This window comes from Cupriavidus sp. H18C2 (assembly GCF_049393795.1).
Classification (GTDB): Bacteria; Pseudomonadota; Gammaproteobacteria; order Burkholderiales; family Burkholderiaceae; genus Cupriavidus; species Cupriavidus pauculus_C.
This window is the reverse complement of the sequence record NZ_CP186011.1, coordinates 1,096,173-1,120,221: the sequence shown is the minus strand read 5'-3', so window position 1 is coordinate 1,120,221 and position 24,049 is coordinate 1,096,173. Positions and strand designations below refer to the sequence as shown.

The 24,049-nt window shown below is 70.0% G+C and carries 22 protein-coding genes; 10 read left to right on the top strand and 12 right to left on the bottom strand.

Annotation, left to right across the window (positions count from 1 at the left end):
* Window position 1: 1 nt before the first annotated feature.
* Entirely contained in the window at window positions 2-1,012 is a 1,011-nt protein-coding gene (locus tag EPAKOI_RS21595) for an Lrp/AsnC family transcriptional regulator (protein WP_124686262.1), read from the bottom strand.
* Window positions 1,013-1,154: 142 nt separating this feature from the next.
* Complete coding sequence (locus EPAKOI_RS21590) at window positions 1,155-2,399, bottom strand: MFS transporter (protein WP_423193629.1); 1,245 nt, start codon at window positions 2,397-2,399, stop codon at window positions 1,155-1,157.
* A 138-nt stretch (window positions 2,400-2,537) separates the two neighbouring features.
* Between EPAKOI_RS21590 and EPAKOI_RS21585 the strand changes: the two genes are divergently transcribed.
* The gene (locus tag EPAKOI_RS21585; RefSeq protein WP_423193628.1) at window positions 2,538-3,467 is read left to right on the top strand and encodes a LysR family transcriptional regulator; all 930 of its coding nucleotides are present in this window, start codon (window positions 2,538-2,540) and stop codon (window positions 3,465-3,467) included.
* Window positions 3,468-3,746: 279 nt separating this feature from the next.
* Complete coding sequence (locus EPAKOI_RS21580; protein WP_423193627.1) at window positions 3,747-4,286, top strand: hypothetical protein; 540 nt, start codon at window positions 3,747-3,749, stop codon at window positions 4,284-4,286.
* 52 nt (window positions 4,287-4,338) lie between these two features.
* On the opposite strand, the gene EPAKOI_RS21575 is transcribed toward EPAKOI_RS21580, so the two are convergent.
* Both EPAKOI_RS21575 and EPAKOI_RS21570 read right to left on the bottom strand, forming a co-directional pair.
* The gene (locus EPAKOI_RS21575; RefSeq protein WP_124686265.1) at window positions 4,339-4,653 is read right to left on the bottom strand and encodes an H-NS histone family protein; all 315 of its coding nucleotides are present in this window, start codon (window positions 4,651-4,653) and stop codon (window positions 4,339-4,341) included.
* 598 nt (window positions 4,654-5,251) lie between these two features.
* Window positions 5,252-6,631, bottom strand: a complete 1,380-nt coding sequence (locus EPAKOI_RS21570) for an NCS2 family permease (RefSeq protein ID WP_423193626.1) — start codon at window positions 6,629-6,631, stop codon at window positions 5,252-5,254.
* A 429-nt stretch (window positions 6,632-7,060) separates the two neighbouring features.
* Between EPAKOI_RS21570 and EPAKOI_RS21565 the strand changes: the two genes are divergently transcribed.
* Entirely contained in the window at window positions 7,061-8,023 is a 963-nt protein-coding gene (locus tag EPAKOI_RS21565) for a chemotaxis protein (protein ID WP_124686267.1), read from the top strand.
* A 379-nt stretch (window positions 8,024-8,402) separates the two neighbouring features.
* Here EPAKOI_RS21565 and EPAKOI_RS21560 read toward each other — a convergent pair whose 3' ends face one another.
* From EPAKOI_RS21560 to pdhA, 4 genes are all read right to left on the bottom strand, one after another.
* Window positions 8,403-9,059 (bottom strand): peroxiredoxin, encoded by a 657-nt coding sequence (locus EPAKOI_RS21560; RefSeq protein WP_124686268.1) that lies wholly within the window; start codon window positions 9,057-9,059, stop codon window positions 8,403-8,405.
* A 124-nt stretch (window positions 9,060-9,183) separates the two neighbouring features.
* On the bottom strand, window positions 9,184-10,317 hold the full coding sequence (locus EPAKOI_RS21555) for a dihydrolipoamide acetyltransferase family protein (protein ID WP_124686269.1): 1,134 nt from the start codon (window positions 10,315-10,317) through the stop codon (window positions 9,184-9,186).
* A 48-nt stretch (window positions 10,318-10,365) separates the two neighbouring features.
* Entirely contained in the window at window positions 10,366-11,346 is a 981-nt protein-coding gene (locus tag EPAKOI_RS21550) for an alpha-ketoacid dehydrogenase subunit beta (protein WP_423193625.1), read from the bottom strand.
* On the bottom strand, window positions 11,339-12,430 hold the full coding sequence (gene pdhA / locus EPAKOI_RS21545) for a pyruvate dehydrogenase (acetyl-transferring) E1 component subunit alpha (RefSeq protein ID WP_124686271.1): 1,092 nt from the start codon (window positions 12,428-12,430) through the stop codon (window positions 11,339-11,341). Before pdhA ends, EPAKOI_RS21550 begins: the two co-directional genes overlap by 8 nt.
* Window positions 12,431-12,682: 252 nt before the next feature.
* On the opposite strand from pdhA, the gene EPAKOI_RS21540 reads away from it, so the two are divergent.
* The 5 genes from EPAKOI_RS21540 to EPAKOI_RS21520 all read left to right on the top strand — a co-directional run bounded on the left by EPAKOI_RS21540 (window position 12,683) and on the right by EPAKOI_RS21520 (window position 17,194).
* Window positions 12,683-13,558 carry a TauD/TfdA dioxygenase family protein gene (locus EPAKOI_RS21540; protein ID WP_423193624.1) on the top strand — a complete coding sequence of 292 codons (876 nt, stop codon included), beginning with the start codon at window positions 12,683-12,685 and terminating at the stop codon, window positions 13,556-13,558.
* A 53-nt stretch (window positions 13,559-13,611) separates the two neighbouring features.
* Window positions 13,612-14,637, top strand: a complete 1,026-nt coding sequence (locus tag EPAKOI_RS21535; protein ID WP_423193623.1) for an ABC transporter substrate-binding protein — start codon at window positions 13,612-13,614, stop codon at window positions 14,635-14,637.
* A gap of 1 nt (window position 14,638) precedes the next feature.
* Window positions 14,639-15,493, top strand: a complete 855-nt coding sequence (locus tag EPAKOI_RS21530; protein WP_423193622.1) for an ABC transporter ATP-binding protein — start codon at window positions 14,639-14,641, stop codon at window positions 15,491-15,493.
* Complete coding sequence (locus EPAKOI_RS21525; RefSeq protein WP_423193621.1) at window positions 15,490-16,359, top strand: ABC transporter permease; 870 nt, start codon at window positions 15,490-15,492, stop codon at window positions 16,357-16,359. The genes EPAKOI_RS21530 and EPAKOI_RS21525 overlap by 4 nt, the downstream gene beginning before the upstream one ends.
* Window positions 16,360-16,426: 67 nt before the next feature.
* Window positions 16,427-17,194, top strand: a complete 768-nt coding sequence (locus tag EPAKOI_RS21520; protein ID WP_423193620.1) for a methyltransferase domain-containing protein — start codon at window positions 16,427-16,429, stop codon at window positions 17,192-17,194.
* Here EPAKOI_RS21520 and EPAKOI_RS21515 read toward each other — a convergent pair whose 3' ends face one another.
* Complete coding sequence (locus tag EPAKOI_RS21515; RefSeq protein WP_423193619.1) at window positions 17,195-18,421, bottom strand: MFS transporter; 1,227 nt, start codon at window positions 18,419-18,421, stop codon at window positions 17,195-17,197.
* A gap of 202 nt (window positions 18,422-18,623) precedes the next feature.
* Between EPAKOI_RS21515 and EPAKOI_RS21510 the strand changes: the two genes are divergently transcribed.
* Entirely contained in the window at window positions 18,624-19,475 is an 852-nt protein-coding gene (locus EPAKOI_RS21510) for an IclR family transcriptional regulator (protein ID WP_423193618.1), read from the top strand.
* A gap of 262 nt (window positions 19,476-19,737) precedes the next feature.
* Complete coding sequence (locus tag EPAKOI_RS21505) at window positions 19,738-20,988, top strand: diguanylate cyclase (protein ID WP_423193617.1); 1,251 nt, start codon at window positions 19,738-19,740, stop codon at window positions 20,986-20,988.
* A gap of 18 nt (window positions 20,989-21,006) precedes the next feature.
* Here EPAKOI_RS21505 and EPAKOI_RS21500 read toward each other — a convergent pair whose 3' ends face one another.
* The 3 genes from EPAKOI_RS21500 to EPAKOI_RS21490 are packed head-to-tail and all read right to left on the bottom strand — an operon-like array spanning window position 21,007 to window position 24,048.
* Entirely contained in the window at window positions 21,007-22,059 is a 1,053-nt protein-coding gene (locus EPAKOI_RS21500) for a VWA domain-containing protein (protein ID WP_423193616.1), read from the bottom strand.
* Window positions 22,056-23,057 carry a DUF58 domain-containing protein gene (locus EPAKOI_RS21495; protein ID WP_423193615.1) on the bottom strand — a complete coding sequence of 334 codons (1,002 nt, stop codon included), beginning with the start codon at window positions 23,055-23,057 and terminating at the stop codon, window positions 22,056-22,058. Before EPAKOI_RS21495 ends, EPAKOI_RS21500 begins: the two co-directional genes overlap by 4 nt.
* Window positions 23,035-24,048: an AAA family ATPase gene (locus tag EPAKOI_RS21490; RefSeq protein ID WP_124686282.1), complete on the bottom strand. Its 1,014-nt coding sequence runs from the start codon at window positions 24,046-24,048 to the stop codon at window positions 23,035-23,037. Before EPAKOI_RS21490 ends, EPAKOI_RS21495 begins: the two co-directional genes overlap by 23 nt.
* Window position 24,049 lies beyond the last annotated feature (1 nt).

Here is a 24,049-nt window from a genome sequence, read left to right as displayed (position 1 = left end):
TTCAGAACTCGGGCAGCGCCCCGCCGTAGCGCGTGCCGCGCTGCTTGAAGCAGTGGCTGGCCCGCAGCACGGCGCGCGGCGCGTCGGCCAGGCCGCCGACGGCGTCAAAGCGCGCCAGCGTGGCATTCAGCTCGCTGGCGCTGCGCGCGTGGATCATCGCGAACAGGTTGTACTGCCACAGCGGCAGCCGCCGCGCGCGCCGGAAACACATGCTGACGTGCGGCACATGGGCCAGCCGCATGCCGACCGCATCCACGCGCGCGTCGGGCACATTCCAGACACACATCACGTTATGGGTATAGCCGAACGGACGGTGCCGCAGGATCGCGCCGAAGCGGCGGATCACGCCCGCGCTGCGCCAGCGCGCCAGCCGCGCGAGCGTATCGGACAGCGGCAGCCCGGCGCGGCGCGTGAGGGCGTGGTAGGGGTGGGGCGTCAGCGCCAGGCCGGCTTCGAGCGCCGCCGCCAGCCGCCAGTCGGCCTCGTCGAGGATGGGCGGCTCGGGCGGGCTCAGGATCAGCGGCGGCTGCGCGGGCACGCGGCGGCCGCCCCGGCCGGCGCCGAGCGGCAGGCCCAGGTCGGCCCGGTATTCGCGTTCGAGCGGCAGGTCCACGGGGCGCTGGCCCAGGTCGGCGGCAATCCGCGCCAGCACGCCGTCCAGCGTGCCACGGTCGCGCGCGCCGGCCACGAACCAGAGGTTGTAGCGGTGGCCTTCGCGCGCATGGCTCTGGCTGATGTCGGGATCGAGGTTGATGCGGTCGACCGCGTGCTCCATCCGGGCCTGCGGGATCGACAGGGCGGCCACCGTCGTGGCGCCAATGGTGTTCGGCGCGAAGACGGCGCCGATGCGGCTGATGCGGCCGTTGCCCAGGTCGCGGGCAAGCAGGCTCAGCAGCGTGTGTTCGGACAGGTTGAACGGCTCGCCGGCGCTCTGGTACGGGCGCGCGTCGAGCGGGAAATGGTCCTGGATGCGGTTGTAGAGGGCGAATTCGTCGAGGTCGGCAACGGGCATGGCGAGCGTGTGGGGCAATCGGAGTGCGTGGGTTGGGCACAGGGTCGATGCGCAGGCGCCATGTGTTGCGACGGACCGGAGCACGCCCGCAATATGCGGGCATCATCATCGTCAAGATCGGCAGCGGCCTCGTTGACCGCCATCAAGCCGGGTCGAGATGGTAGGCGCCGCCCGCGCTGGCCGCCCGGCGTTCCAGCCGCACGGCCAGCAGCGCGATGCCCAGCGCCGCCAGCGGCGCCAGCGCGGCCACCCACGGCAGCGCCGGCAGGCCCGGGCCGTGGTCGACGACCACGCCGCCCAGCCACGCCCCCAGCCCGTTGCCAAGATTGAACGCGGCGATGTTGAAGCTCGACGCCAGGTTCTGGCCGGCGCCCTGCGCATGGCGCAGCACGCGCAGCTGCAGCGGCGAGACGGTCGAGAACGCGGCGATGCCCAGCACGCCCACAAAGATCACCACGCCCACATGGCTGTGCAGCGACAGCGTCATCGCGGCCAGCACCACGGTCAGCGCGGCCACCGCACCCAGCAGCGCGCCGGTGGGGTGGCGGTCCGCCATGCGGCCGCCGAGGATGTTGCCGATGATCATGCCGCCGCCGAACAGCAGCAGGATGGGCGACACGGCGGCCTCGCCGAAGCCGGTCACGCGCGTGAGCATCGGCTGGATATAGGTGATGACGGCGAACGTGCCCAGCGCCTGCAGCACGGTCATCAGCAGGCCCAGCAGCACCTGCGGGCGGCCGATGGTCTTCAGTTCGTCGACCAGCCGCACCGGCGCGCTGTCGTCGCGGCTGCCGTGCACCAGCAGCGCGATCACCGTCAGCGACACGAGCCCGATGGCGGTCATGGCCCAGAACGTGGCGCGCCAGCCAAAATGCAGCCCCAGCCAGGCCCCGGCCGGCATGCCGAGCAGCGTGGCCAGCGTCAGGCCCGAGAACATCACCGAGATGGCCGACGCGCGGCGGTTGGCCGGCACGAGGCCGGTGGCCACCACGGCGCCCACGCCAAAGAACGTGCCGTGCGTGAGCGACGTGACCACGCGCGCCACCATCAGCGTGGTGTAGTCGGGCGCCAGCGCGCACGCGGCGTTGCCGACCGTGTAGACCATCATCAGTCCCAGCAGCACGGCCTTGCGCGGCATGCGGCGCGTCAGCAGGGTCAGGACCGGCGCGCCGGCGAACACGCCGAGCGCGTAGCCTGACACCAGCATGCCGGCGGACGCGATGGTCACGCCCAGGTCTGACGCCACCTGCAGCAGCAGGCCCATGATCACGAATTCGGCGCAGCCGATGCCGAACGAGCCGGCAGTCAGCGCGTAGAGGGCGGCCGGCATCCGCGCGGGCGGGGCGCCGGTGGCGGGGGTGGAAACGGGTGGAACGGGGGCGGTCATGGTCGGTTCTCGCAAAAAAGGTGGACCGGCGAGCACGGCGCCGGCTGGAGGAGCGGAGCAGGCCGCCAGTCTCGGCCTTTCTGATTCTTCGAAAAACGGGCAATATCGAGAATCAGTTTCAATCAATCGTTGAGAATCATGGATCGCATCGGTGACATCGGGCTGTTCCTGCGGGTGCTGGACCTGGGATCGATCAGCGCGGCGGCGCGCAGCCTGGACATTTCGGTGGCGGTGGCCAGCCAGCGGCTGCAACGGCTGGAACGCGAACTGGGCGTCCGGCTACTGCATCGCACCACGCGCCGGCTGCATGCCACGCCCGAGGGCGCGGTGCTGGCCGAGCAGGGGCGGCCGCTGGTGGAAGACCTGGAGGCGCTGGCCGGGTCGCTGCGCCAGGCGGGCAGCGGCATCTCGGGCACGCTGCGGCTGACGACCTCGGCGTCATTCGGGCGGCAGTACGTGTCACCGCTGCTGACCGAATTCCTGCGCCGGTATCCAGACGTCCATGTCAGCGTCAACCTGGACGACCGCGTGCTGGACGTGGTCAGCAGCGGCTTCGACCTGGCCATCCGCATCGGCTCGCTGGACGACTCCACGCTGGTGGCGCGCAAGCTGGCCGACAATCAGCGGCTGCTGTGCGCATCGCCCGACTACCTGCGCGCGCATGGCATGCCGCGGACGCCGGCCGATCTGGCGCGGCATCAGTGCCTGGTGCTGGTGGGCGCGCAGGGCCGGGCCGATGTCTGGCGGTTCGAGGACGGCAAGGGCGGGGAAATCGCGGTGCGCGTGCGGGGGCGCGTGGAGGCCAATACGGGGGAACTGCTGTCGGACGCGGCGCTGGCCGGTTTCGGGATTGCCATGCATTCCACATGGCATGTCTGCGACGATCTGCGGGCGGGCCGGCTCGTGCGGGTGATGCCGGACTATACCATCGCCGCCAACGGCATCTACGCCGTCATGCCGCAGCGCCGGCTGGTGCCGGCCCGGGTGCGGGCGTTCGTCGACTTCCTGGCCGAGCGCTGGCGCGATGCGCCGCCCGGTACGCCGGCCTTGGGTTCGCCGCGATCCTGACCTACATTGCCTAGTTACGGCCGCGCGGCGGGCAGGGGATCTGCCGGGGATCGGGAGCGAACGGGGCAGGGCCGGCTGCCTAATTCTTGGGCAGTCCGGTGCGATACCGCACCGACAGGCCCCCGGCGGATCGGGCCGGCAGGATATCCACAGAAGCTGTGGATATCCTCAACGTGGCCCGGCGCACGTCCGGCCTGGCCCGATGTCGCCATGCTGTGGCACCAACCTCGTCCAACTGTCCGCTTCGTGCCCGCTATGCGCAGGATTCCGTTTGCTGCCGTGCCGTCCGCCCTGGCCATGGCCGTCGCGCTGGGTGGCTGCGTGTCGTACTACCGCGTGCCGTCCGATGCGCCGTACGCCAGCGTGAGACTGATGACCAGCACCGACGACCGGACCACGTTCAGCGTGCTGGACCCTGCCCGGTGTCCGTCGCCGCGGCCGCTGGTACTGGCCGGCACCGGCAAGCAACTGGCGGCGATGGGGCGCGACTCGACGCTGGACATGGCGGGCATCGCGCCGGAGCCGCCGTCGCGCACGCGTGAGCGCAAGGTGGTGCCGGGCAAGCGGATCTTTATCGCGGTGACGTCGTACGCCGCGCCGCCGGCCGACGACGCCCGCTGCGCGGCCGGGGTGTCGTTCATCCCGCAAGTGAACCAGCAATATGAAATCCGTTACACCCGCGACGATGCCGCCACGCAATGCGCGGCGCGCGTGTTGCAGTTGAGGCCGACGGCCGATGGTGGTGCGACGGTGGTACCGGAACCTTCGCAGCAGGGTTTCCGGGCCCTGCGGCCCGAGTACCTGTGCGAAGCGCGCTAGGGCGCGCGGGCGATGGCGGCCGGCCGGGCGGCCGGACCAGGGGAGGGGTGGGTCAGGCCTGTTCGATCAGGAAGCGCTCGGGGCGCTTGCCCAGCCAGGCCGGCGCGCGGCCACGGCCCGACCACGTCTTGCCCGTCTTGGGATCGCGATACTTCGGCGGCAGCGCCGACGCGGTCTTGCGCGCGGCACCGGTGCCGGCCGGACGGCCACGGCGGCGCTTGGGCGCGATGTCCTCGACGCTGAGATCATAATCGGCCATCAGCTTGCGAATCTGTTCGATCACGCCGGCCACTTCATTGGCACGCACTTCGCTGAGCTTGGCTTCCAGCGCTTCTTTTTCGGCCAGCAGTTGCTTGTATGTCGGCATTTTTGGATCCCCGTTCAGATTGGCGGCCGTTGCGTGACACTGCAAACGGGTCCGCATAACAAAAATATTACAAGAATTATCGCGAAAAGCACGCATTCAAACGCCAATTCGCATAAGGCCCGCTAACCGATTTGCGGAAAAACGGTATCGCAATGACCAGTTATGGGATTGTCCGGCGGAATCTGGCGCTATCCGGCATTTGTCGCGCTGGCTCGCATCCTAACCACAATCGGCAAGGCGAGGCAACCTCGAATCGCCGGATAATCGAGAATCTGCCGCCGCAATCGCGATAAACAAATCGGTGGTCGTCCGACTCGCCATTCAGCGGATTCCGAAATTTGCCGGGACGCCGCCGCGCTTTGCACGATTGGCGACGCTGGTATTTTTGACAGGTTTTGGCACCCGGGCGCGGATATATTTGGCCGGGCCACGGCAGCTCGTGCCAATAAAAAAAGCCCCCGGGGGAAAGTACCCGAGGGCTGGCAAATCCACCGGTCATCCCAGGTGGAGGAGACATCGGTGCCGCCCGTGGCAGGGGCGGAATTTCGGTGTGCCGGTCGATATTGGCGGACCGTGTTTTACGGAAAATGCGATGCCGTCAGATGGCCCAGCCGCCGGCATAGAACGCGGCGAGCGCCACCGCAATGGCTACCGTGCCGACATTGAGCTTGCGCCATTCACCGGCGACGATGCGGCCGATCACCAGCGTGCAGAAGCCAAGCATGATGCCGGTGACGATATTGCAGGTCAGCACGATGAATACCGCGCAGACCAGGCCGGCCAAGGAATCGACAAGGTCGTCCATGTGCAGGCGCGACACGCTCGACAGCATCAGCAGGCCCACGTACATCAGCGCCGGCGCCGTGGCGTACGACGGCACCAGCCCGGCCAGCGGCGAGAAGAACATCACGGCCAGGAACAGCACGCCGACGGTCACGGCGGCCAGGCCCGTGCGGGCGCCGGCCGCGACGCCGACAGTGGATTCGATATAGGCCGCCGCCGGGGCGCCGCCGAAGAACGCGGAGAAGATCGAGCTGACAGAATCGGCGGTCAGCGCGCGGCCGCCGTTGTGGATGCGGCCCGTGGCGTCGAGCTGGTTGGCCTGTCCGGCCACGGCGCGGATGGTGCCCGTGGCGTCGAACACGGCGGTCATGACCAGTGCCAGCACGCTGGGCAGCACGGCGGCCGACAGCGCGCCGCGCACGTCCATCGCGCCGATCAGCGACGTCTGGCCCGGCGCGGACAGCGACGGCAGCGCGAACACGCCCGTGAACTTGACGGCCGGATCGAACACCAGCCCCAGCGCGGAGATGCCGACGATCACGAGCAGGATGCCGCCCGGTACGCGGCGGCGCTCCAGGCCGAAGATCGCGGCCAGGCCCAGCACCGACATCATCACCGGGAACGACGTGATATGGCCCAGCGCCACCGGCAGGCCCGGCGCGGTGTTCTTGACCACCAGCCCCACCTCGTTCGAGGCAATCAGCAGCAGGAACAGCCCGATGCCGATGCCGGCACCGTGCGCCACGCCGGCGGGCAGGTTGCGCAGGATCCACGAGCGCACGCCCGTGACCGAGATGGCCGTGAAGACCACGCCCATCAGGAACACGGCGCCCAGCGCCACCGCCGGCGACAGCTTCTGGCCCAGCACGAGCCCGAACGCCATGAACGCGGTCAGCGAGATGGCGCAGCCGATGGCGATGGGCAGGCGCGCCCACAGGCCCATCAGCAGCGACCCGAACGCGGTGGTCAGGCATACGGCCACGAACACGGCGCTGGTGTCGAAGCCGGCCTTGCCGAGCATGCCGGGCACCACGAACACGGCGTAGACCATCGCCATGAACGTGGTGACGCCGGCCACCACCTCGCGGCGCTGCGTGCTGCCGCGCGCGGTAATGCCGAAATACTGGTCGATCCGGCCGCTGGCCGGGGGCGCGGCGTCCACGTCCGTGACGGACGGATAGGGCTGTTCGATCATGGTCTGTCTCCTTGCTGGGGCGCTGCGCGCGTCCGCGTACGGATCGGGCGTCAGCCTCGTCTCACGTGGTTCCGGGGTGTGAGGGCGGAGTTCCCGTCGGCATCGGGCAAGGGGTGCGGGTGTCTCTTTCCTCGGTGTCCGGCCAGTGAGGCCGGGGCGCCGGTCCGGGCCTCTGGCGGGCCGGTTCCAGCGGGCTCAAAGGTAGGCGAGGCGTCCTGCCGGGTCATCATCGGGCCCGGATGCGGAACATGCCCGGCGCCGAATATCCACGGTAATGCGGTGCCTGCGGCGCCTCAGGGATTTCCCTCGGTGGGCCGCCGGGGCCATGCATCGGTCACACGGGCCACGCCGCGCTAAAGGTCACGGCCGGGCGGCCGATAGCCCTTTGGCAACCCTCATATCCACACAGCGAGCCAGCGGAGCCCCAGCATGACCAGCGCGATGAGAGACATCGACGAGCGCACCAATCTGACCAACAACAACCAGTTCGAGTTGCTGTTGTTCCGACTTGGCGACGCGACGCACAGCGGACAGTCCGAACTGTTCGGCATCAACGTTTTCAAGGTCCGGGAAATCCTGGTCATGCCGTCGGTGACGTCGGTGGTGGGCGCCGAGCCGGCGATCCTGGGCATGGCGGACATCCGCGGGCAGGTGATTCCGGTCATCGACCTGCCGCGCCTGCTGGAATGCAAGCCGAAGTCGGGCCTGAACATCATGCTCGTGACCGAATACGCGCGCTCGACGCAAGGCTTTGCCGTCGAGGCCGTGGAGGAAATCGTGCGGCTGGACTGGAGCCAGGTGATCTCGGCCGAGAACAGCGTCAAGGGCGGGCTGGTGACCAGCATCGCCAAGCTCGACGCCGGCGGCGACAACCCGCGCCTGGTGCAGGTGCTGGACGTGGAGCAGATCCTGCGCGACGTGCTGCCCACGCGCCAGCCCGACGTGGACCCGGCCACCGTGGGCCCGCAGCTCAGCCTGCGCCCCGGCACCAAGATCCTGTGCGCCGACGACTCCGCCCTGGCGCGCGGCCTGATCGAGAACGGCCTCAAGGCCATGGGCGTGCCCGTGGTGATGACCAAGACCGGCCAGGAAGCGTGGGACATGCTGGGCGAGATCGCCGACCTGGCCGCAAGCCAGGGCAGGTCGATCCGCGACGAGGTGTCGCTGGTGCTGACCGACCTGGAAATGCCCGAGATGGACGGCTTCACGCTGACGCGCAAGATCAAGGCCGACGCGCGGCTCAAGTCGCTGCCCGTGGTCATCCACTCGTCGCTGTCGGGCGAGGCCAGCGAGGAACACGTGCGCAAGGTCGGCGCCGACGCCTACGTGTCGAAGTTCCTGGCCAAGGACCTGGCCGACACGATCCGCGGCGTGCTGGCGCGGCACCCGTGATCGGGATGTATTGAGTTACCGATGGTTGTCTCCCCCTCTCCCGCGACGCGGGAGAGGGGCCGGGGGAGAGGGCATGGAGGCTCTGCTTGCCGACCGGTCGAGAACTGGACCGTTGGCCCTCATCCCCAACTCCTCTCCCGCCGGCGGCAGAGGGGAGCAAAACCCTGCGTCCTGCCACAGGCAACGCCACCCCCACCCCCGCACAAAACCCCGTCGCACGCAACAAAACCCCCTGAACCGGCTTTGCCCAAAAAAAAGGCACGCCAGCTCCTGTGAGGGCTGGCGCGGGTTTGCGGGCTGTCAAGAGGGCGATTATCCACGCAACCTGTGGATAGTTCCACGCGCCAGAAGGCTTAACTCAAACCAGTTAGCCGCGCGGCTACTTCGGCTGGGCCACCGTGCGCAGGTACGGCTTGAGCGTCTTGAATCCTTCCGGATACTTCTTCTTTGCGTCCTCGTCGGACACCGAGGTCGGGATGATCACGTCGTCGCCCGGCTTCCAGTTGACCGGCGTGGCTACCGTGTGCTTGGCGTTGAGCTGCAGGGAGTCCAGCAGCCGCAGCACCTCGTCGAAATTGCGGCCGGCGCTCATCGGGTAGACCAGCATCGCCTTGATCTTCTTGTCCGGGCCGATCCAGAACACCGAGCGGATCGTGGCGTTGTCCACGGCCGTGCGCGGGCCGCTGCCGCTGGCCTCGGGGTGGATCATGTCGTAGAGCTTGGCCACGGTCAGGTCGTGGTCGCCGATCATCGGGAAGTTCACGGCGGTGCCCTGGGTCTCCTCGATGTCCTTGGCCCAGCGCGAGTGGTCGCCCACGGGGTCGATGGACAGCCCGATGACCTTGGTGTTGCGCTTGTCGAATTCGGGCTTGAGCCGCGCCATGTAGCCCAGTTCGGTGGTGCAGACCGGCGTGAAGTCCTTGGGGTGCGAGAACAGGATCGCCCAGCTGTCGCCGATCCATTCGTGGAAGTGGATCGGGCCCTCGGTGGTTTCGGCGGTGAAGTCCGGGGCGGTCTCGCCAATGCGGATGGCCATGGTCAGGCTCCTTGGATGGGTTGCGGTTGTCGATCGGTCCGGCCATCCAGTATAGGAACTGCGGCGGACATTGCACGTCCGCCCGATGGCCGAGGGCGGCGCCGGTAGCGCGTTCGTCACTCCCTCAGTCGGGCCGCTCCAGGTCGGCGATCACGGCACGCAGAAAGCGCGCGGCCTCGCCGCCCGTGACCACGCGGTGGTCGAACGTCAGCGACAGCGGCATCACGCGGTGCACGGCCGGCACGCCGCCGGCGGCCACCACCTCGTCGCGGATGCGGCCGGCGCCCAGGATCGCCACGGTGGGCGGCACCACGATGGGCGCGGCATAGCGGCCGGCGATCATGCCGAAGTTCGACAGCGTGATGGTGTTGCCACGCATCTCCTCGGGCGCGATGGTGCGCGCCTTGATGTCGGCGCGCATCCGTTCCAGCCCGGCGCGCAGGTCGGCCGCGTCGCGCTTGCCGACGTTGCGCAGCACCGGCACGAACAGCCCCTCGGGCAGGTCCGCCGCGATGCCGACGTCGATCCGTTCCAGCAGGTGCCGATGGCCGGTGCGCCCCTCGTACCACGCGTTCAGCGCCGGCTCGGCGCGCACGCCGGCCACCAGCGCGCGCACCAGCCGGATCGTCACGTCGTGGCCGGCGGCGGTGGTTCCCACGGTCTGCCATGCGTGCAGGTCGGCATCGTCCATGACCGTGGCCGCCGCCACCTCGCTCTGCGCGCGCGCCATGTTCTGCGCCATCGCGCGCCGCACGCCGCGGACCACCTCGGCCGGACCCAGTTCGGACAGCGTGGTGGCCACGCGCTGCACATCGGTGGCCGTGATCACGCCGTCGCGGCCCGACGGCGTGACCATCGCCAGATCGACCGACAGCTTGCGCGCCAGCGCCCGCACCGCCGGCGTGGCGCGCAGGCCGTGGCCGCCGTGGATGCCGGCGGCGCCCACGCGGGCCGTGTCCTCGCGCACCACGTGCGTGCCCACCTTGACGGCGCCCACGACCGTGCCCGCATCCTCCGACGCGCCCGCGCCCTCGAAGCCCACCAGCGGCGCGCCCAGGTGGACGATGTCGCCGGGCCGGGCGAACAGCTTTTCCACGCGCCCGCCGAACGGCGACGGAATCTCGACGATGGCCTTGGCGGTCTCCACCGACAACAGCGGCTGGTCGGCGTCGATGGCGTCGCCGGGCTTCACGTGCCACGTCACGATCTCGGCCTCCTGCAACCCTTCGCCCAGGTCGGGCAGCTTGAAGATCCGCATGGTCGTCTCCTGTCGTCTCCGGTGTTCCTGGCTGGTTCCCGAGCGGGCCTACGCCGCGTCCAGCGCGCGCCGCGCCGCGTCCACGATCTGCGCCACGGACGGCAGGTAGCTGTGCTCCAGCCGCGCCAGCGGCACCACGGTGTCGTAGCCGGTCACGCGCTGCACCGGCGCGCTGAGCGAGTAGAGCCCGGCATCGGCCAGGTTCGCGGCAATCTCGGCGCCCACGCCGGCCGTGCGCGGCGCCTCGTGCACGATCACGCAGCGGCCGCTCTGCGCCACCGATTCGAAGATGGTCTCCATGTCCAGCGGCTTCAGCGTCGCCACGTCGATGACGGCGGCCGAGATGCCGTCGTCGGCCAGCTGGTCCGCGGCGGCCAGCGTCTCCTGCACCATGGCGCCCCAGCTGACCAGCGTGATGTCGCTGCCTTCGCGCAGCGTGAAGCATGCGTCCAGCGGCAGTGCCGCGCCGTCGTCGGCCACCTCCTGCCGGAACAGCCGGTAGAGCCGCGTCGGCTCGAAGAAGATCACCGGGTCGGGGTCGCGGATCGCGGCCAGCAGCAGCCCGTAGGCCCGCGCCGGCGACGACGGCATGACCACGCGCAGGCCGGGGATATGCGCGAACAGCGCCTCGGGGCTTTCGGAGTGATGTTCGGGCGCGTGGATGCCGGCGCCGCTGGGCGCGCGCACCACCAGCGGACAGGTCAGCCGCCCGCGCGTGCGGTGGCGCAGGTGGCCGGCGTGGTTCAGGATGTTGTCGATGGCCGGGTAGATGAAGCCCGCGAACTGGATCTCGGCCACGGGCTTGAGACCCATGGCCGCCATGCCGATGGCCGCGCCAACGATGCCGCCTTCGGCCAGCGGCGTGTCGATGACGCGCGCCTCGCCAAAGCGCGCCTGCAGGCCGACCGTCGAGCGGAACACGCCGCCGTTGACGCCGATGTCCTCGCCCAGCAGCACCACGTCGGGGTCGTGCGCCAGCGCGTGGGCCAGCGCCAGGTTCACCGCTTCCACGAGATGGAGTTCAGCCATGATCGGTCTCCGTGGCGGGGGCAGCGTAGCGCCGGGCGGTATCGAGTTGGTCGGCCAGCGCGGCCGGCAGCGTCTCGTACAGGCAATCGAACATCGCTGTGACGTCGGGGTGGGGCAGGTCCAGGTACGCCTGCACCGCCGCACCGACGGCCGCCTGGGTCTCGCGCACCAGCGCCTCCTCGCGCGCGGCATCCCACGCGCCCACGCTGGCCAGGTAGTCGCGCAGCCGCTTGATCGGCTCCTGTCGCCAGGCTTCCTTGACGGTGGCCTCGTCGCGGTAGCGCGACGCGTCGTCGGCCGTGGTGTGGTCGCCCAGCCGGTACGTGACGGCCTCGATCAGCGCCGGCCCCGCGCCGTCGCGCGCCCGTTCGATGGCCGCGCCCGCGCGCTCGCGCACGGCGATCACGTCGTTGCCGTCCACCTGTTCGCCGGGAATGCCGGCCGCGATGGCCTTCTGCGCCAGCGTGGCCGCCGCCGTCTGCCGCGCGCGCGGCATCGAGATGGCCCACTGGTTGTTGTTGATGACGATGACCAGCGGCACCTGCCACGCGCCGGCCATGTTCATGCCTTCGTAGAACGCGCCGTTCGACGTGCCGCCGTCGCCGATGATGCAAACGGCCACGCGCGGCTGCTGGCGCAGCTTGAACGCATAGGCCACGCCGGCCGCATGGCCCACCTGGGTGCCAATCGGCACGCAGTTGCCAAAGTCGTGCGGCACCGCCGCAAAGCCGCTGCCGCGCTCGTCGCCGCCCCAGTACAGCAGGCTCTCGGTCATCGTGACGCCACGCACGAACTGCGCGGCGTGGTCGCGGTACGACGGGATCAGCACGTCGTCCGCCCGCATCGCCATCGCCACGCCCACGCCAATCGCCTCCTGCCCCAGCGCCGACGCAAACGTGCCGATCTGGCCCGTGCGCTGCATCGCGATGGCCTTCAGGTCGAACTGCCGGGTGAGCACCATGGCGCGATAGAGCGGCAGCAGCGCGGCCGGGTCGCGGGCAAAGTCGGGAAGGTCGGGGGCAGGGCTGCCCTCGGGGGAGAGGTAGCGGGTAAATCCAATGTCAAAGCGCGCAACAGTGCCCATGTGGTGGTCCCCTTGTGGTTCGCTGTGTCCTGTGCGGCGCAGCATCTTGTGGACGCTGCTGCCTTCGACTATAGGGCAGGAATCCGGGGAGGGGGTGTGCGGTGGCGCACGGGGTGGGGACGGCCGAGGCTCCAGCAGCACGGCGCCCATATGCGCTCCCCGCATATCGCCCCGCTTTTTTGTTCGTTGTCTGCGGTGCCGCGCGTCCCTACAGTGCAAGGCTTGTGCTTGCCCCCAGGAGCCGATTCCGCCATGACCGTTGCCGTAGCCACCCGCCAGGATTTCGAGATTCGCCCGCTGGGTGCCGCGCTGGGTGCCGAAGTCGTCGGGCTGGACCTGAGCCAGCCGTTGTCCGACGATGACTTCCGCCGCATCCATCGCGCGCACCTGGACCACCACGTGGTGGTGTTCCGCGACCAGCGCATCACGCCAGACCAGCAGATTGCGTTCAGCCGCCGCTTCGGGCCGCTGCAGATCCACGTGCTGCACCAGTTTCAGCTTGCCAACCATCCCGAGATCCTGATCGTGTCGAACGTGCTGCGCGACGGCAAGCCAATCGGGCTGGGCGATGCGGGCCATTTCTGGCACTCGGACCTGTCGTACAAGGAAAAGCCGAGCCTCGGCTCGCTGCTCCACGCCATCGAACTGCCGGCCGAGGGCGGCGACACGCTGTTCGCCAACATGCACGCCGCGTACGACGGCCTGCCCGACGCGCTGAAGCGCCGGGTCGAAGGGCTGACCGCCGAGCACACGTATCTGGCGCGCTACGCCGAACTGCAGCAGCGCAGCCCGTGGCGGCCCAACCTGACGCCCGAGCAGATCGCGCAGGTCCGGCCCGTGGTGCATCCCGTGGTGCGGACGCATCCTGAAACGGGCCGCAAGGCGCTGTTCGTGAGCGAGCATTTCACGACGCGGATCGTCGGCCTGCCCGAAGCGGAAAGCCGCGCGCTACTGGACGAACTGTTCGCGCACAGCGTGCAGCCCCGGTACGTCTACCGCCACCACTGGCGCGCGCACGACCTGGTCTTCTGGGATAACCGCTCGCTGCTGCACCTGGCCGGCGGCACGCCGGACCACCTGCGCCGCGTGATGTACCGCACGACGATCGAGGGCGACACGCCGTTCTGATCTTCGCCCGCCCGTCTTCCACTCTTCCATCCCGCGTCCCCGGAGCCTTTCGCATGTCCCTGATTGCCCTTGCCACCACCTTTTCGCGCCGCGCCACGCTGGCCGTGCTGACCGCCGGCCTGGCGCTGTCCGGCACCGCGCACGCGGAGGGGCGCATCCGCATCGCCGAGCAGTTCGGCGTGGTGTACCTGCTGCTCAACGTGGCGCGCGACCAGCAACTGATCGAGAAGCACGGCAAGCAGCAGGGCGTCGATATCCAGGTGGAATGGACGCAGCTGTCGGGCGGCGCGGCCGTCAACGACGCGCTGCTGTCGGGCGCCATCGACATCGCCGGCGCCGGCGTGGGCCCGCTGCTGACGCTGTGGGACCGCACGCACGGCCGCCAGAACGTCAAGGGCGTGGCGTCGCTGGGCAACTTCCCGTACTACCTGGTCTCGAACAATCCCAAGGTGAAGTCGATTGCCGACTTCACCGACAAGGACCGCATCGCGCTGCCGGCCGTGACCGTGTCGGTGCAGTCGCGCGTGCTGCAACTGGCGGCGGCCAAGCAGTGGGGCGACAAGGAATTCAACCGGCTCGACAAGTGGACCGTGGCCGTGCCGCACCCCGATGCCGCGGCGGCGATCATCGCCGGCGGCACGGAAATCACGGGCCATTTCGGCAATCCACCGTTCCAGGAGCAAGAGCTGGCCGGCAACCCGAACGCGCATATCGTGCTGAATTCGTACGACGTGCTTGGCGGGCCCAGCTCGGCCACCGTGCTCTACGCCACCGAGAAATTCCGCAACGACAACCCCAAGACCTACCGCGCCTTCGTCGACGCGCTGGCCGAGGCCGCCGCGTTTGCGACCAAAAACCCCGAGGCCGCCGCCGACCTGTATATCCGCGTGAACAAGGCCAGGATCGACCGTGCGCTGCTGGTCAAGGTGCTCAGGAACCCGCAGGTGCAGTTCAAGATCACGCCGCAGAACACATTCCCGCTGGCCGCGTTCATGCACCGCGTGGGCGCCATCAAGAACCAGCCGAAGTCCTGGCAGGACTACTTCTTCCAGGATGCCGCCACCGCGCAGGGGAGCTGACATGGCCGAGGCCCATCCCGCCGGCACGCGCCTGCGCGTCGTGCCCCAGCCGCAGCCGCTGCTGGAAGTCGACCACGTATCGCTGGAATACCGCACGCCGCAGCGCGTGGTACGGGCCACGCACCAGGTCAGCTTCGACGTCCATGCGGCCGACCGCTTCGTGCTGCTGGGGCCGTCCGGCTGCGGCAAGTCGACGCTGCTGAAGGCCGTGGCCGGGTTCGTGCCCGCCGCCGAGGGCGAGATCCGGCTCGACGGCCGCCGCGTGCAGGCGCCTGGGCCGGACCGCATCGTCGTGTTCCAGGAGTTCGACCAGTTGCCGCCGTGGAAGACGGTGCGGCAGAACGTGATGTTCCCGCTGCGGCAGGCGCGTGGCTTGTCGAAGGCGGAGGCGGCGGACGTCGCCATGCACTACCTGGACAAGGTCGGGCTGGCCGCGTTTGCCGATGCCTTTCCGCACACGCTGTCGGGCGGCATGAAGCAGCGCGTGGCCATTGCCCGGGCGCTGGCCATGCGGCCCAAGGTGCTGCTGATGGACGAGCCGTTCGCGGCGCTGGACGCGCTGACGCGGCGGCGCATGCAGGAAGAACTGCTGGCGCTGTGGGACGATGCCGCGTTCACGCTGCTGTTCGTGACTCATTCGATCGAGGAAGCGCTGGTGGTTGGCAGCCGCATCCTGCTGCTGTCGCCGCATCCGGGCCGCGTGCGCGCCGAGCTGAACAGCCACCAGTTCACGCTGGCCAGCCAGGGCAGCGCCGAATTCCAGCTGGCGGCGCAGCGCATCCACGCGATGCTGTTCGAGACGCCGGCCGATGCCGCGCCGGCCGTTGCCATCCCCAATGCGAGGCACGGATCATGACCACCGCTCATCCCGCACTGCGTCCGGAGTACGAACGGGCGCTCGAACCGTTTACCGCCGTGCCGGTGTCGCGCGCGCTGCCCTGGCCGCGCCGGCTGTGGCAGCAGGGGTGGCTGCGCAAGGCCGTGATCCTGGCGCTGCTGGCGCTGGCGTGGGAGATCATCGCCCGCATCCAGGACAACGACCTGCTGCTGCCGACCTTCCTGTCGACCGCGCGCGCGTTTGCCGACGCCATCGTCAGTGGCGAGCTGCCCGGCAAGGCGCTGGTGTCGCTGTCGATCCTGCTGCAAGGCTACGCGGCCGGCGTGGCGCTGGCGTTCGTGCTGACCACGCTGGCCGTGTCCACGCGCGCCGGCCGCGACCTGCTGGACACGCTGACGGCGATGTTCAACCCGCTGCCGGCCATCGCGCTGCTGCCGCTGGCGCTGCTGTGGTTCGGGCTGGGCACCAAGAGCCTGGTCTTCGTGCTGATCCATTCGGTGCTCTGGCCGCTGGCGCTGAACACGTACGCCGGGTTTCGGGGCGTGCCCGAGACGCTGCGCATGGCCGGGCGCAACTATGGCCTGCGCGGGCTGCGCTACGTGGTGCTGATCCTGGTGCCGGCCGCGCTGCCGGCCATCCTGTCCGGGCTGAAGATCGGCTGGGCGTTCGCGTGGCGCACGCTGATCGCGGCGGAACTGGTGTTCGGCGCGTCGTCCGGCAAGGGCGGGCTGGGCTGGTACATCTTCCAGAACCGCAACGAGCTCTACACGGACCGCGTGTTCGCGGGGCTGGCGACGGTGATCCTGATCGGGCTGGCCGTGGAAGGGCTGGTGTTCGTCACGCTGGAGCGCGTGACCGTGCGCCGCTGGGGCCAGCAGCACTGACGCGGAAGCCCCAGGTTGCTGCGGCGCGCCTTGTCGATGCCATGCGCCCGGCGTATCGTGACGGGCCATGACGACAATCCATCCTGCCGCGGCCCAGGGTTTCTCGACCCAGGCCGACACCTACGCCCGCGGGCGTCCCGACTATCCCGAAGCGCTGGGCCACTGGCTGCGCGACACGCTGGGCGTGGCGCCCGGCGCCACCGTGGTCGACCTGGGCGCCGGCACCGGCAAGTTCACACGGCTGCTGGTGCCATCGGGCGCTAGCGTCGTGGCGGTGGAACCGGTGGACGCCATGCGCGCCCAGCTTTCCGCCCGCCTGCCCGACGTCCGCGCCCTGGCCGGCAGCGCCGAATCGATGCCGCTGGCCGACGCCAGCGTCGACGCCGTGGTCTGCGCGCAGGCGTTCCACTGGTTCGCCAACGCCGCCGCGATGCGGGAAATCCATCGCGTGCTCAAGCCGGGCGGCCGGCTGGGCCTGATCTGGAGCGTGCGCGACGAAACCACGCCATGGGTGGCGGCGCTGACGGCCATCATGACGCCCTACGAGGGCGACGCGCCGCGCTTCTACAAGGGTGACTGGAAGCGGGTGTTTCCGGCGCCGGGCTTCGGTCCGCTGGCGCTGGCGCGCTTTCCGTACACCCACACCGGCGCCCCGGCGCAGGTCATTGTCGACCGCGTGATGTCGGTCAGCTTCATCGCTTCGCTGCCGGCCGCCGAGCAGGACGCCGTCCGCGCCCGCCTGCAGGCAGTCATCGACACCGACCCGGCGCTGCGGGGCCGCGACGTGGTGGCCTTTCCGTACAGCACCGAAGCGTACTGCTGCACGCGGGAGTAGTCAGGCCACCGGGGCCAGCCGGGCCCGGTAGCGGGCGGCCAGCACCTGGCTCAGCCCCAGCGCCAGCACCGCGCTGAGCGCGGCGAACAGGTAGACGGTTGGATAGCCGCCCTGCTTGGCGATGAAGCCGGCCACGGGGCCGGTCAGGCCTAGCGCGAAGTCCAGGAACAGCGCATAGGCGCCCAGCGCCGAACCACGGTTGGTGGCTGGCACGCGCTTGACGGCCTCCATGCCCAGCGCCGGGAACACCAGCGAGAAGCCGAAGCCCACCACGGCCGCGCCGGCCAGCGCCTGCCACGGCGCGTGAGCCATCCAGATGATCGCCAGCCCGGCCGCTTCCACCGCGAACGACACCAGCGCCACGGGATAGCCGCCGAACTTGCCGATGGCATCGGCCATGACCAGCCGGGTCAGCACAAAGCAGACGCCCAGCGCGGTCAGCGCCAGCGCCGCGTTCTGCCAGCCGTGGCTGGCGTAGTAGAGCGTGATGAACGCGGTGATCACGCCAAAGCCGACCGACCCCAGCGCCAGGCACAGCCCGAACGGCGTCATCGCGCGGAACACGCGGCGGAAGGGCAGGCGGTCGCCCTTGAGGATCGGCACCGGCGCGCGGTGGCGCGCCAGCAGCAGCGCCGCGCCGGCCACCAGCGTGGTCACCACGCCAATGGCGGCCAGCCCGCCCCAGTGCGCCAGCACCACGCCCACGGGCGCGCCCACGGCCAGCGCGCCGTACGTGGTGATGCCGTTCCACGAAATCACCTTGGCTGTATGGCGCGCACCGGCGCTGCCGATGCCCCAGGCAATCGTGCCGGTCGTCACCAGGCTCTCGCCGGCGCCGAGCATCAGCCGGGCCGCCAGCAGCCACGCCAGCCCGATCCAGTCCGTGCCGGCGCACAGCGCGGCCACCAGCGTCAGCAGGCCGCTGCCGGTGACCAGCGCCAGGCCGGTCAGCACCGAGCGCTTGGGGCCCTGCGTGTCGCACAGCGTGCCGGCCCACGGCCGGCTCAACAGCGTGGCCAGGTACTGGATGCTGACGGCCAGCCCCGCCAGCACGGCGCTGTAGCCCAGGTCGCCGTGGACGAACCCCGGCACGACCGCGATGGGCAGGCCCACCGCCAGATAGGCAATGAAGTTGAAGGCAACGACGGAAAGGATGCGGCGGGTGACGTCGCCGGTTTCGGCTTCGCCATGCGGCGGCGTGGCCGGCAAGGAACTGGGGGCGGACATTGGGTGATTCGGAGGGCGCTGTGTGGGCCGGGGTATCGCCGAACCTGTACGACGACTCAGGGAAAACCCGGAAGGCGCCATGATACGGCAATGCAGCAATTTGCGTACGCCCGATACCGCCGGGTGGTCCGATTGACAACACTTTGGCCGTTCTATACGGTGGACGCCCGTTCCGATTGGCCTGCCGCCCATCCCTGCATCCATGCCACGCAAAGCCGCCCAGCTCTCCGAAGCCGACAAGCACGCCGCCGAGGGAGGCGCCGTGGCCGTGGACCGGGCGCTGTTCGTGCTGTCCGTGTTCCGCGAGGGCGATACGTCACTTGGCCTGGCCGAACTGGCCCAGCGCAGCGGCCTGTACAAGAGCACGCTGCTGCGGCTGCTGGCGTCGCTGGAACATGCGCGGCTGATCCAGCGGCTGGCCGACGGCCGGTATGCGCTGGGCGCCGAGATCGCCCGGCTCAACGCGGTCTACGCGGCGTCGTTCTCGCTGGAGCAGGTGGTCATGCCGGCGCTGCGCGAACTGGTGCGGGTGACGCGGGAATCGGCCGCGTTCCACGTCGAGCAGGGCGAGCACCGGCTGTGCCTCTACCGCGTGGATTCTCCCCAGCCGGTGCGCGACCACATCCGCGCCGGCGACCTGCTGCCACGCAACCGCGGCGCGGGCGGCCGCGTGCTGCGCGCGTTCGCCGGCGCCCGTGGCGAGATCTACCAGAAGATCCGCGACGAAGGCGTGATCGCGCTGGTGGGCGACCGCAGCCCCGATATCGCCGGCGTCTCGGCCCCGGTCTTCGGCCCCAACGGCGAACTGAAGGGCGCCCTGACGCTGACCTGTCCCACGCCCCGCTTCAGCAACGCCTTCCGCCAGCAGGTGCTGGACGCCGCCCGCGCCCTGACGCGCACGCTGGGCGGCCGGTTTCCGGAGGTGGTACCGGGCGAGGCGGAGGTGGAGGGGCGCGCGGGGGGAGGATTGATTTTCTTTCTCCCCTCTCCCGCGCGCGGGAGAGGGGTCGGGGGAGAGGGCTTGGCGGTACAAAATCCGACCGGTCGTGAATGAACGGCTGACCCTCTCCCCCAGCCCCTCTCCCGCAATGCGGGAGAGGGGAGCCAGACAGCGGTTCGTCAACCGTTGCAGGCTACAGCCACCCCCACCACACCACCCGCCACCCCCGGCTTGCCGGGGGTGCGCCGCAGCGCCGGCGCGGGCTATGATGCGTGTTTTGCCTCGTTTCAATCCGGCGTTTTCGCGGCCTGCCCTTTGCGGGTTAACGTGGATAACGGCAGCCGCCCCCGGTAGCTTTAAGAGGAAACCGATTCCCGTGCACCTGGCTCAGCAGACGATTCTGGTCGTCATGATGGTGGTGTTCTCCAGCACGCTGGTCATGGCGGCGGGGCTGGTGCTCGCGCTGCGCGCGAGTGCTGCCGGCCGGCTATGGGCGGTGGGGCACGTGGTGGCGTCGGGTGCCGGGCTGGTGGTGGCGGCCAGCGCGGCCGAGGGCTCGCTGCATCTGGCGGCGCTGGGGGCCGGCGCCTACCTGATAGGCCGGCTGACGATCTATCGCGGCGTGCGCGTCTACTACGGGCTGGCCGACCACGTGGTGCCGCTGCGGGTGACTGGCTTGGCCACGCTGGCGTTGCTGCTGCTGGTCAGCGGCCTGGCCGACGCCCGGCTGCTGCTGCACGGCGTGGCCTACGGCATGCTGGCGATGATCTCGTTCAGCACCATCGTGACGATGCTGCGGGGCCGCCGCGGCCGCACCAGCATCGGCGGGCCGCTGGTGCTGGCGTCGCACCTGGTCCTGCTCGGCTCGCAGGTGGCGGCGCTGAGCTACGGCGCGGCGTTCAAGGGGCTGGCGATCACGCCGTTCTTCCTCCAGACCAGTACATCCGTGTGGCCGCTGGCGCCGCTGGTGGCCGTGCTGCTGGGCCTGTTCGGCTTCAGCCTGATGGCGATGGAGCAGATCATCGCCCGCAACGAAAGCGGCGCCCGGCTGGACGCGCTGACCGGCCTGCTCAACCGCGGCGCGCTGGACATGACGGCCATCGGCCTGGTGGCGCGCTGGCAGCGCGACGGCGACCCGCTGTCGTGCCTGGTAATCGACGTCGATCATTTCAAGCGCGTCAACGATCGCCATGGTCATCACGCCGGCGACCAGATCCTGCGCGACATTGCCGCCGCGCTGGACAACTCGCGGCGCGCTTCCGACATCGCCGCGCGCTACGGCGGCGAGGAATTCTGCATCCTCTGCCCGCATACCGACGAACACCAGGCCACGGCGCTCGCCAACCGCATCCTGCGCAAGGTGCGCGCCATCGCGCTGCCCGACGGCGATGGTCCGGGCTGCGGCCATGCCAGCGTCAGCATCGGCATCGCCCAGTTGCAAGGCGGTGCGTCCAGCCGCGAGGCGCTCTGGCGCGGGCTGTTCGCCGATGCCGACCGCGCGCTCTACATGGCCAAGAAGCGGGGGCGCGACCAGTTCGTGCTGGCCTCGCACATGCGTCCCGAGCCCGACACGGCCGACACCGCGCTGCCGGTGGCGGGCGAGTCCGACTGCATCACGCCGGCCTGAGCCACGGCGCGCGCGACGCTACAGCACCCGGCCGAACCACCACATCGACAGCAGCGCGGCGCAGGTGGCCAGCAAGGCGCCCAGCGCGGCGAAGAACGCGGTGACCTCCACCTGGTCGCGCTTGCCGTAGCTGAGCCGGGCGTTGATGGCCCGGTAGATCGACTTGAGCCGCGACGCATCCTCCAGCCGGAAGTACTCGGCGCCGGTGACATCGGCCACCTGCTTCAGCACGGGCTCGTCGAGCTTCACGCGGGCCGACATGCCGTCGGCCTTCAGCACCACGCCCTCGGGCGTGCCCACGCCCACCGTGTAGATGCGCACGCCATTGGCGGCGGCCAGCTGGGCGGCCAGCGCGGCGCCGGGACCGGCGTTGCTCTCGCCGTCCGAGAACAGCACGATGGCGCCGGACGCGTACGACCCCGGCGCCACGCCGTCGCTGTCCGGGGTGAACGGCCTGGATTTCGGGCTGTCGTCGTTCATCAGCCGCGCGGCGTCGTCGGCCAGTTGCGGCATCAGCGCGGTCAGCGCAATCAGCAGGCCGTTGCCCAGCGCGGTGCCGCCCTGCGGCTGCAGCTTGTCGATGGCGGCGGCCACGTCGTCCTTGCGCCGGCTTGGCGCCTGCGCCACGGCTGCCGTGCCGGCCATCGCCACCAGCCCCATGCTCACGCCCGACGGCTGCGCGTCCAGCAGCACCTTGGCCGCGTTCTGCGCGGCGCGCAGGCGCGTGGGCTTGACGTCCGGCGCCCGCATGCTGCCGGACAGGTCGATCACCAGGATCACGGTCTCGATGCGCGACGGCAGCATCATCACGGCCTGCGGCCGCGCGATGGCGACGACGAACGCGGCCAGCGCCAGCAGCGCCAGCACCGGGGCCACGTGGCGCCGCCAGCCGGTGACGGGCTTGCCCGCCGCGCCGGTCATCCGCAGCGTGGGGTATTGGGCGCGCGCGCGGCGCCGGCGTGCATCGAGCCAGACGTAGCCCACGGCCACCAGCACCACGCACGGCAGCAGCCAGAGCATGATGGGCCACAGGAAGCTGAAGACGGGCAGGCGCCCGATGGCGTCGATCACGCTGTACCCCGGTTGGCTTCGCGCGCGCCGCCAAGCCGTCGGCTGCGCTGGCGGGCAAACTGCAGCAGCGCCAGATCGAGCCGGGTATCGGTGGACAGCGTCAGGCAGTCCACGCCCGCGCGCACCAGCGCCTGATGCAGCTCGGCCTCGCGCGCCTCGGCCATCGCCGCAAAGCGCTTGCGAAAGCCCCGGTCGTGCGTGTCGACGAACAACTGCTCGCCGGTCTCGGCGTCCTGCATCACCACCAGCCCCAGGTCGGGCAGCGCCCGTTCCAGCGGATCGACCAGCCGCACCGCCACCACCTCGTGCCGGCGCGCCAGCAGCGCCAGCGCCGCCTGCCAGCCCGGCGCGCTGATGAAATCGGACACGACGAAGATGACCGAGCGCCGCCGCGCCACGGCGCGTGCGCGATTGAGCAGGTCTTCCAGCCGGGTGTCGCCGGGCGCGGCGGGCGGCGTGGCGTGCATGCGGTCCAGCAGATGCAGCAGGTGCCGGCGGCCGGCGCGCGCGGGCACCACCGCCGGGCTGGTGTCGGCCGCGCCGCCATAGAGCACGGTGCCCACGCGGTTGCCGTAGCGCGTCAGCAGCAGCGCCATGACCGTGGTGAAATCGGCCAGCAGGTCGCGCTTGCGCACGGTGCCGGAGCCGAAGTCGATCGACCCGCTCAGGTCCAGCAGGAACCACACGGCCACCTCGCGATCCTCCTGGTACTCGCGCACGTGCGGCACCTGCAGCCGCGCGGTGACGTTCCAGTCGATGTGGCGCACGTCGTCGCCGGGGTGGTATTCGCGCAGGTCGGCCAGGTCCAGCCCGAAGCCGCGGAACAGCGTGCGGTAGTCGCCCTGCAGCAGGCCGTCCAGCCGGCGCACGACGGTCCATTCCAGCCGGCGCAGCAGCGCGTCGGTCTGGCGGGCGCCCAGGTGCGCGGCGGCCGGGCTGGCCGGTACCACGGCCAGCGGCGGCGCCTGGCGGCGCTTACCGCGCAGCAGCCCGAACATGGGATTCCATCGGCCGCTCGGGCACCGGCAGCGCCTGCAGGATGCGGGCGACGAGCTGGTCGGCCGTCACGGCATCGGAGATGGCCTCGTACGACAGCACCACGCGGTGGCGCAGCACGTCGGGCACCAGGTCGATCACGTCCTCGGGCAGCGCGTAGTCGCGCCCGCGCAGGAACGCCAGCGCGCGGGCGCCCTCGATCAGGCCGATGGTCGCGCGCGGGCTGGCGCCGAACGACACGTAGCGGTCCAGGTCTTCCAGCCCGTAGCCGCCGGGCTTGCGCGTGGCCGCCACCACGCGCACCGCGTACTGGATCAGCCCCGGGTCCACGTACACCTTGCGGCACTCTTCCTGCAGCGCCGCCAGGTGCTCGGGCGTGGCGATGGGGCTCACGGCAATGCGCGGCCCGGTGACGCGGTTGACGATGACGACCTCTTCCTCCTCGCTGGGATAGCCCACCAGCACCTTCATCATGAAACGGTCCACCTGTGCCTCGGGCAGCGGGTAGGTGCCCTCGGTCTCGATCGGGTTCTGCGTCGCCATGACCAGGAACGGCGACGGCACCGGATGCGATTCGCCGGCAATCGTCACCTGCTTTTCCTGCATCACCTCCAGCAGCGCGCTCTGCACCTTGGCCGGTGCCCGGTTGATCTCGTCGGCCAGCAGCAGGTGGGCGAACACGGGCCCGCGCACGGTGGAGAACTCGCCGGTGCCCTGGTTGTACATGCGCGTGCCGATCAGGTCGGCCGGCAGCAGGTCAGGCGTGAACTGGATGCGCTTGAACGTGCCGCTCATGGTGCGGGCGAGCGTGTTGACGGTCAGCGTCTTGGCCAGCCCGGGCACCCCTTCCACGAGCAGGTGGCCGCCGGCCAGCATCGCCACCAGCACCCGCTCCAGGAAGTGGTCCTGGCCAACCACCACGCGTTTCACCTCGTACAGCAGGCGTTCCATCAGGCTGGCGCTGTCAGGGGCGCCCCAGGATTGGTCGTTCATA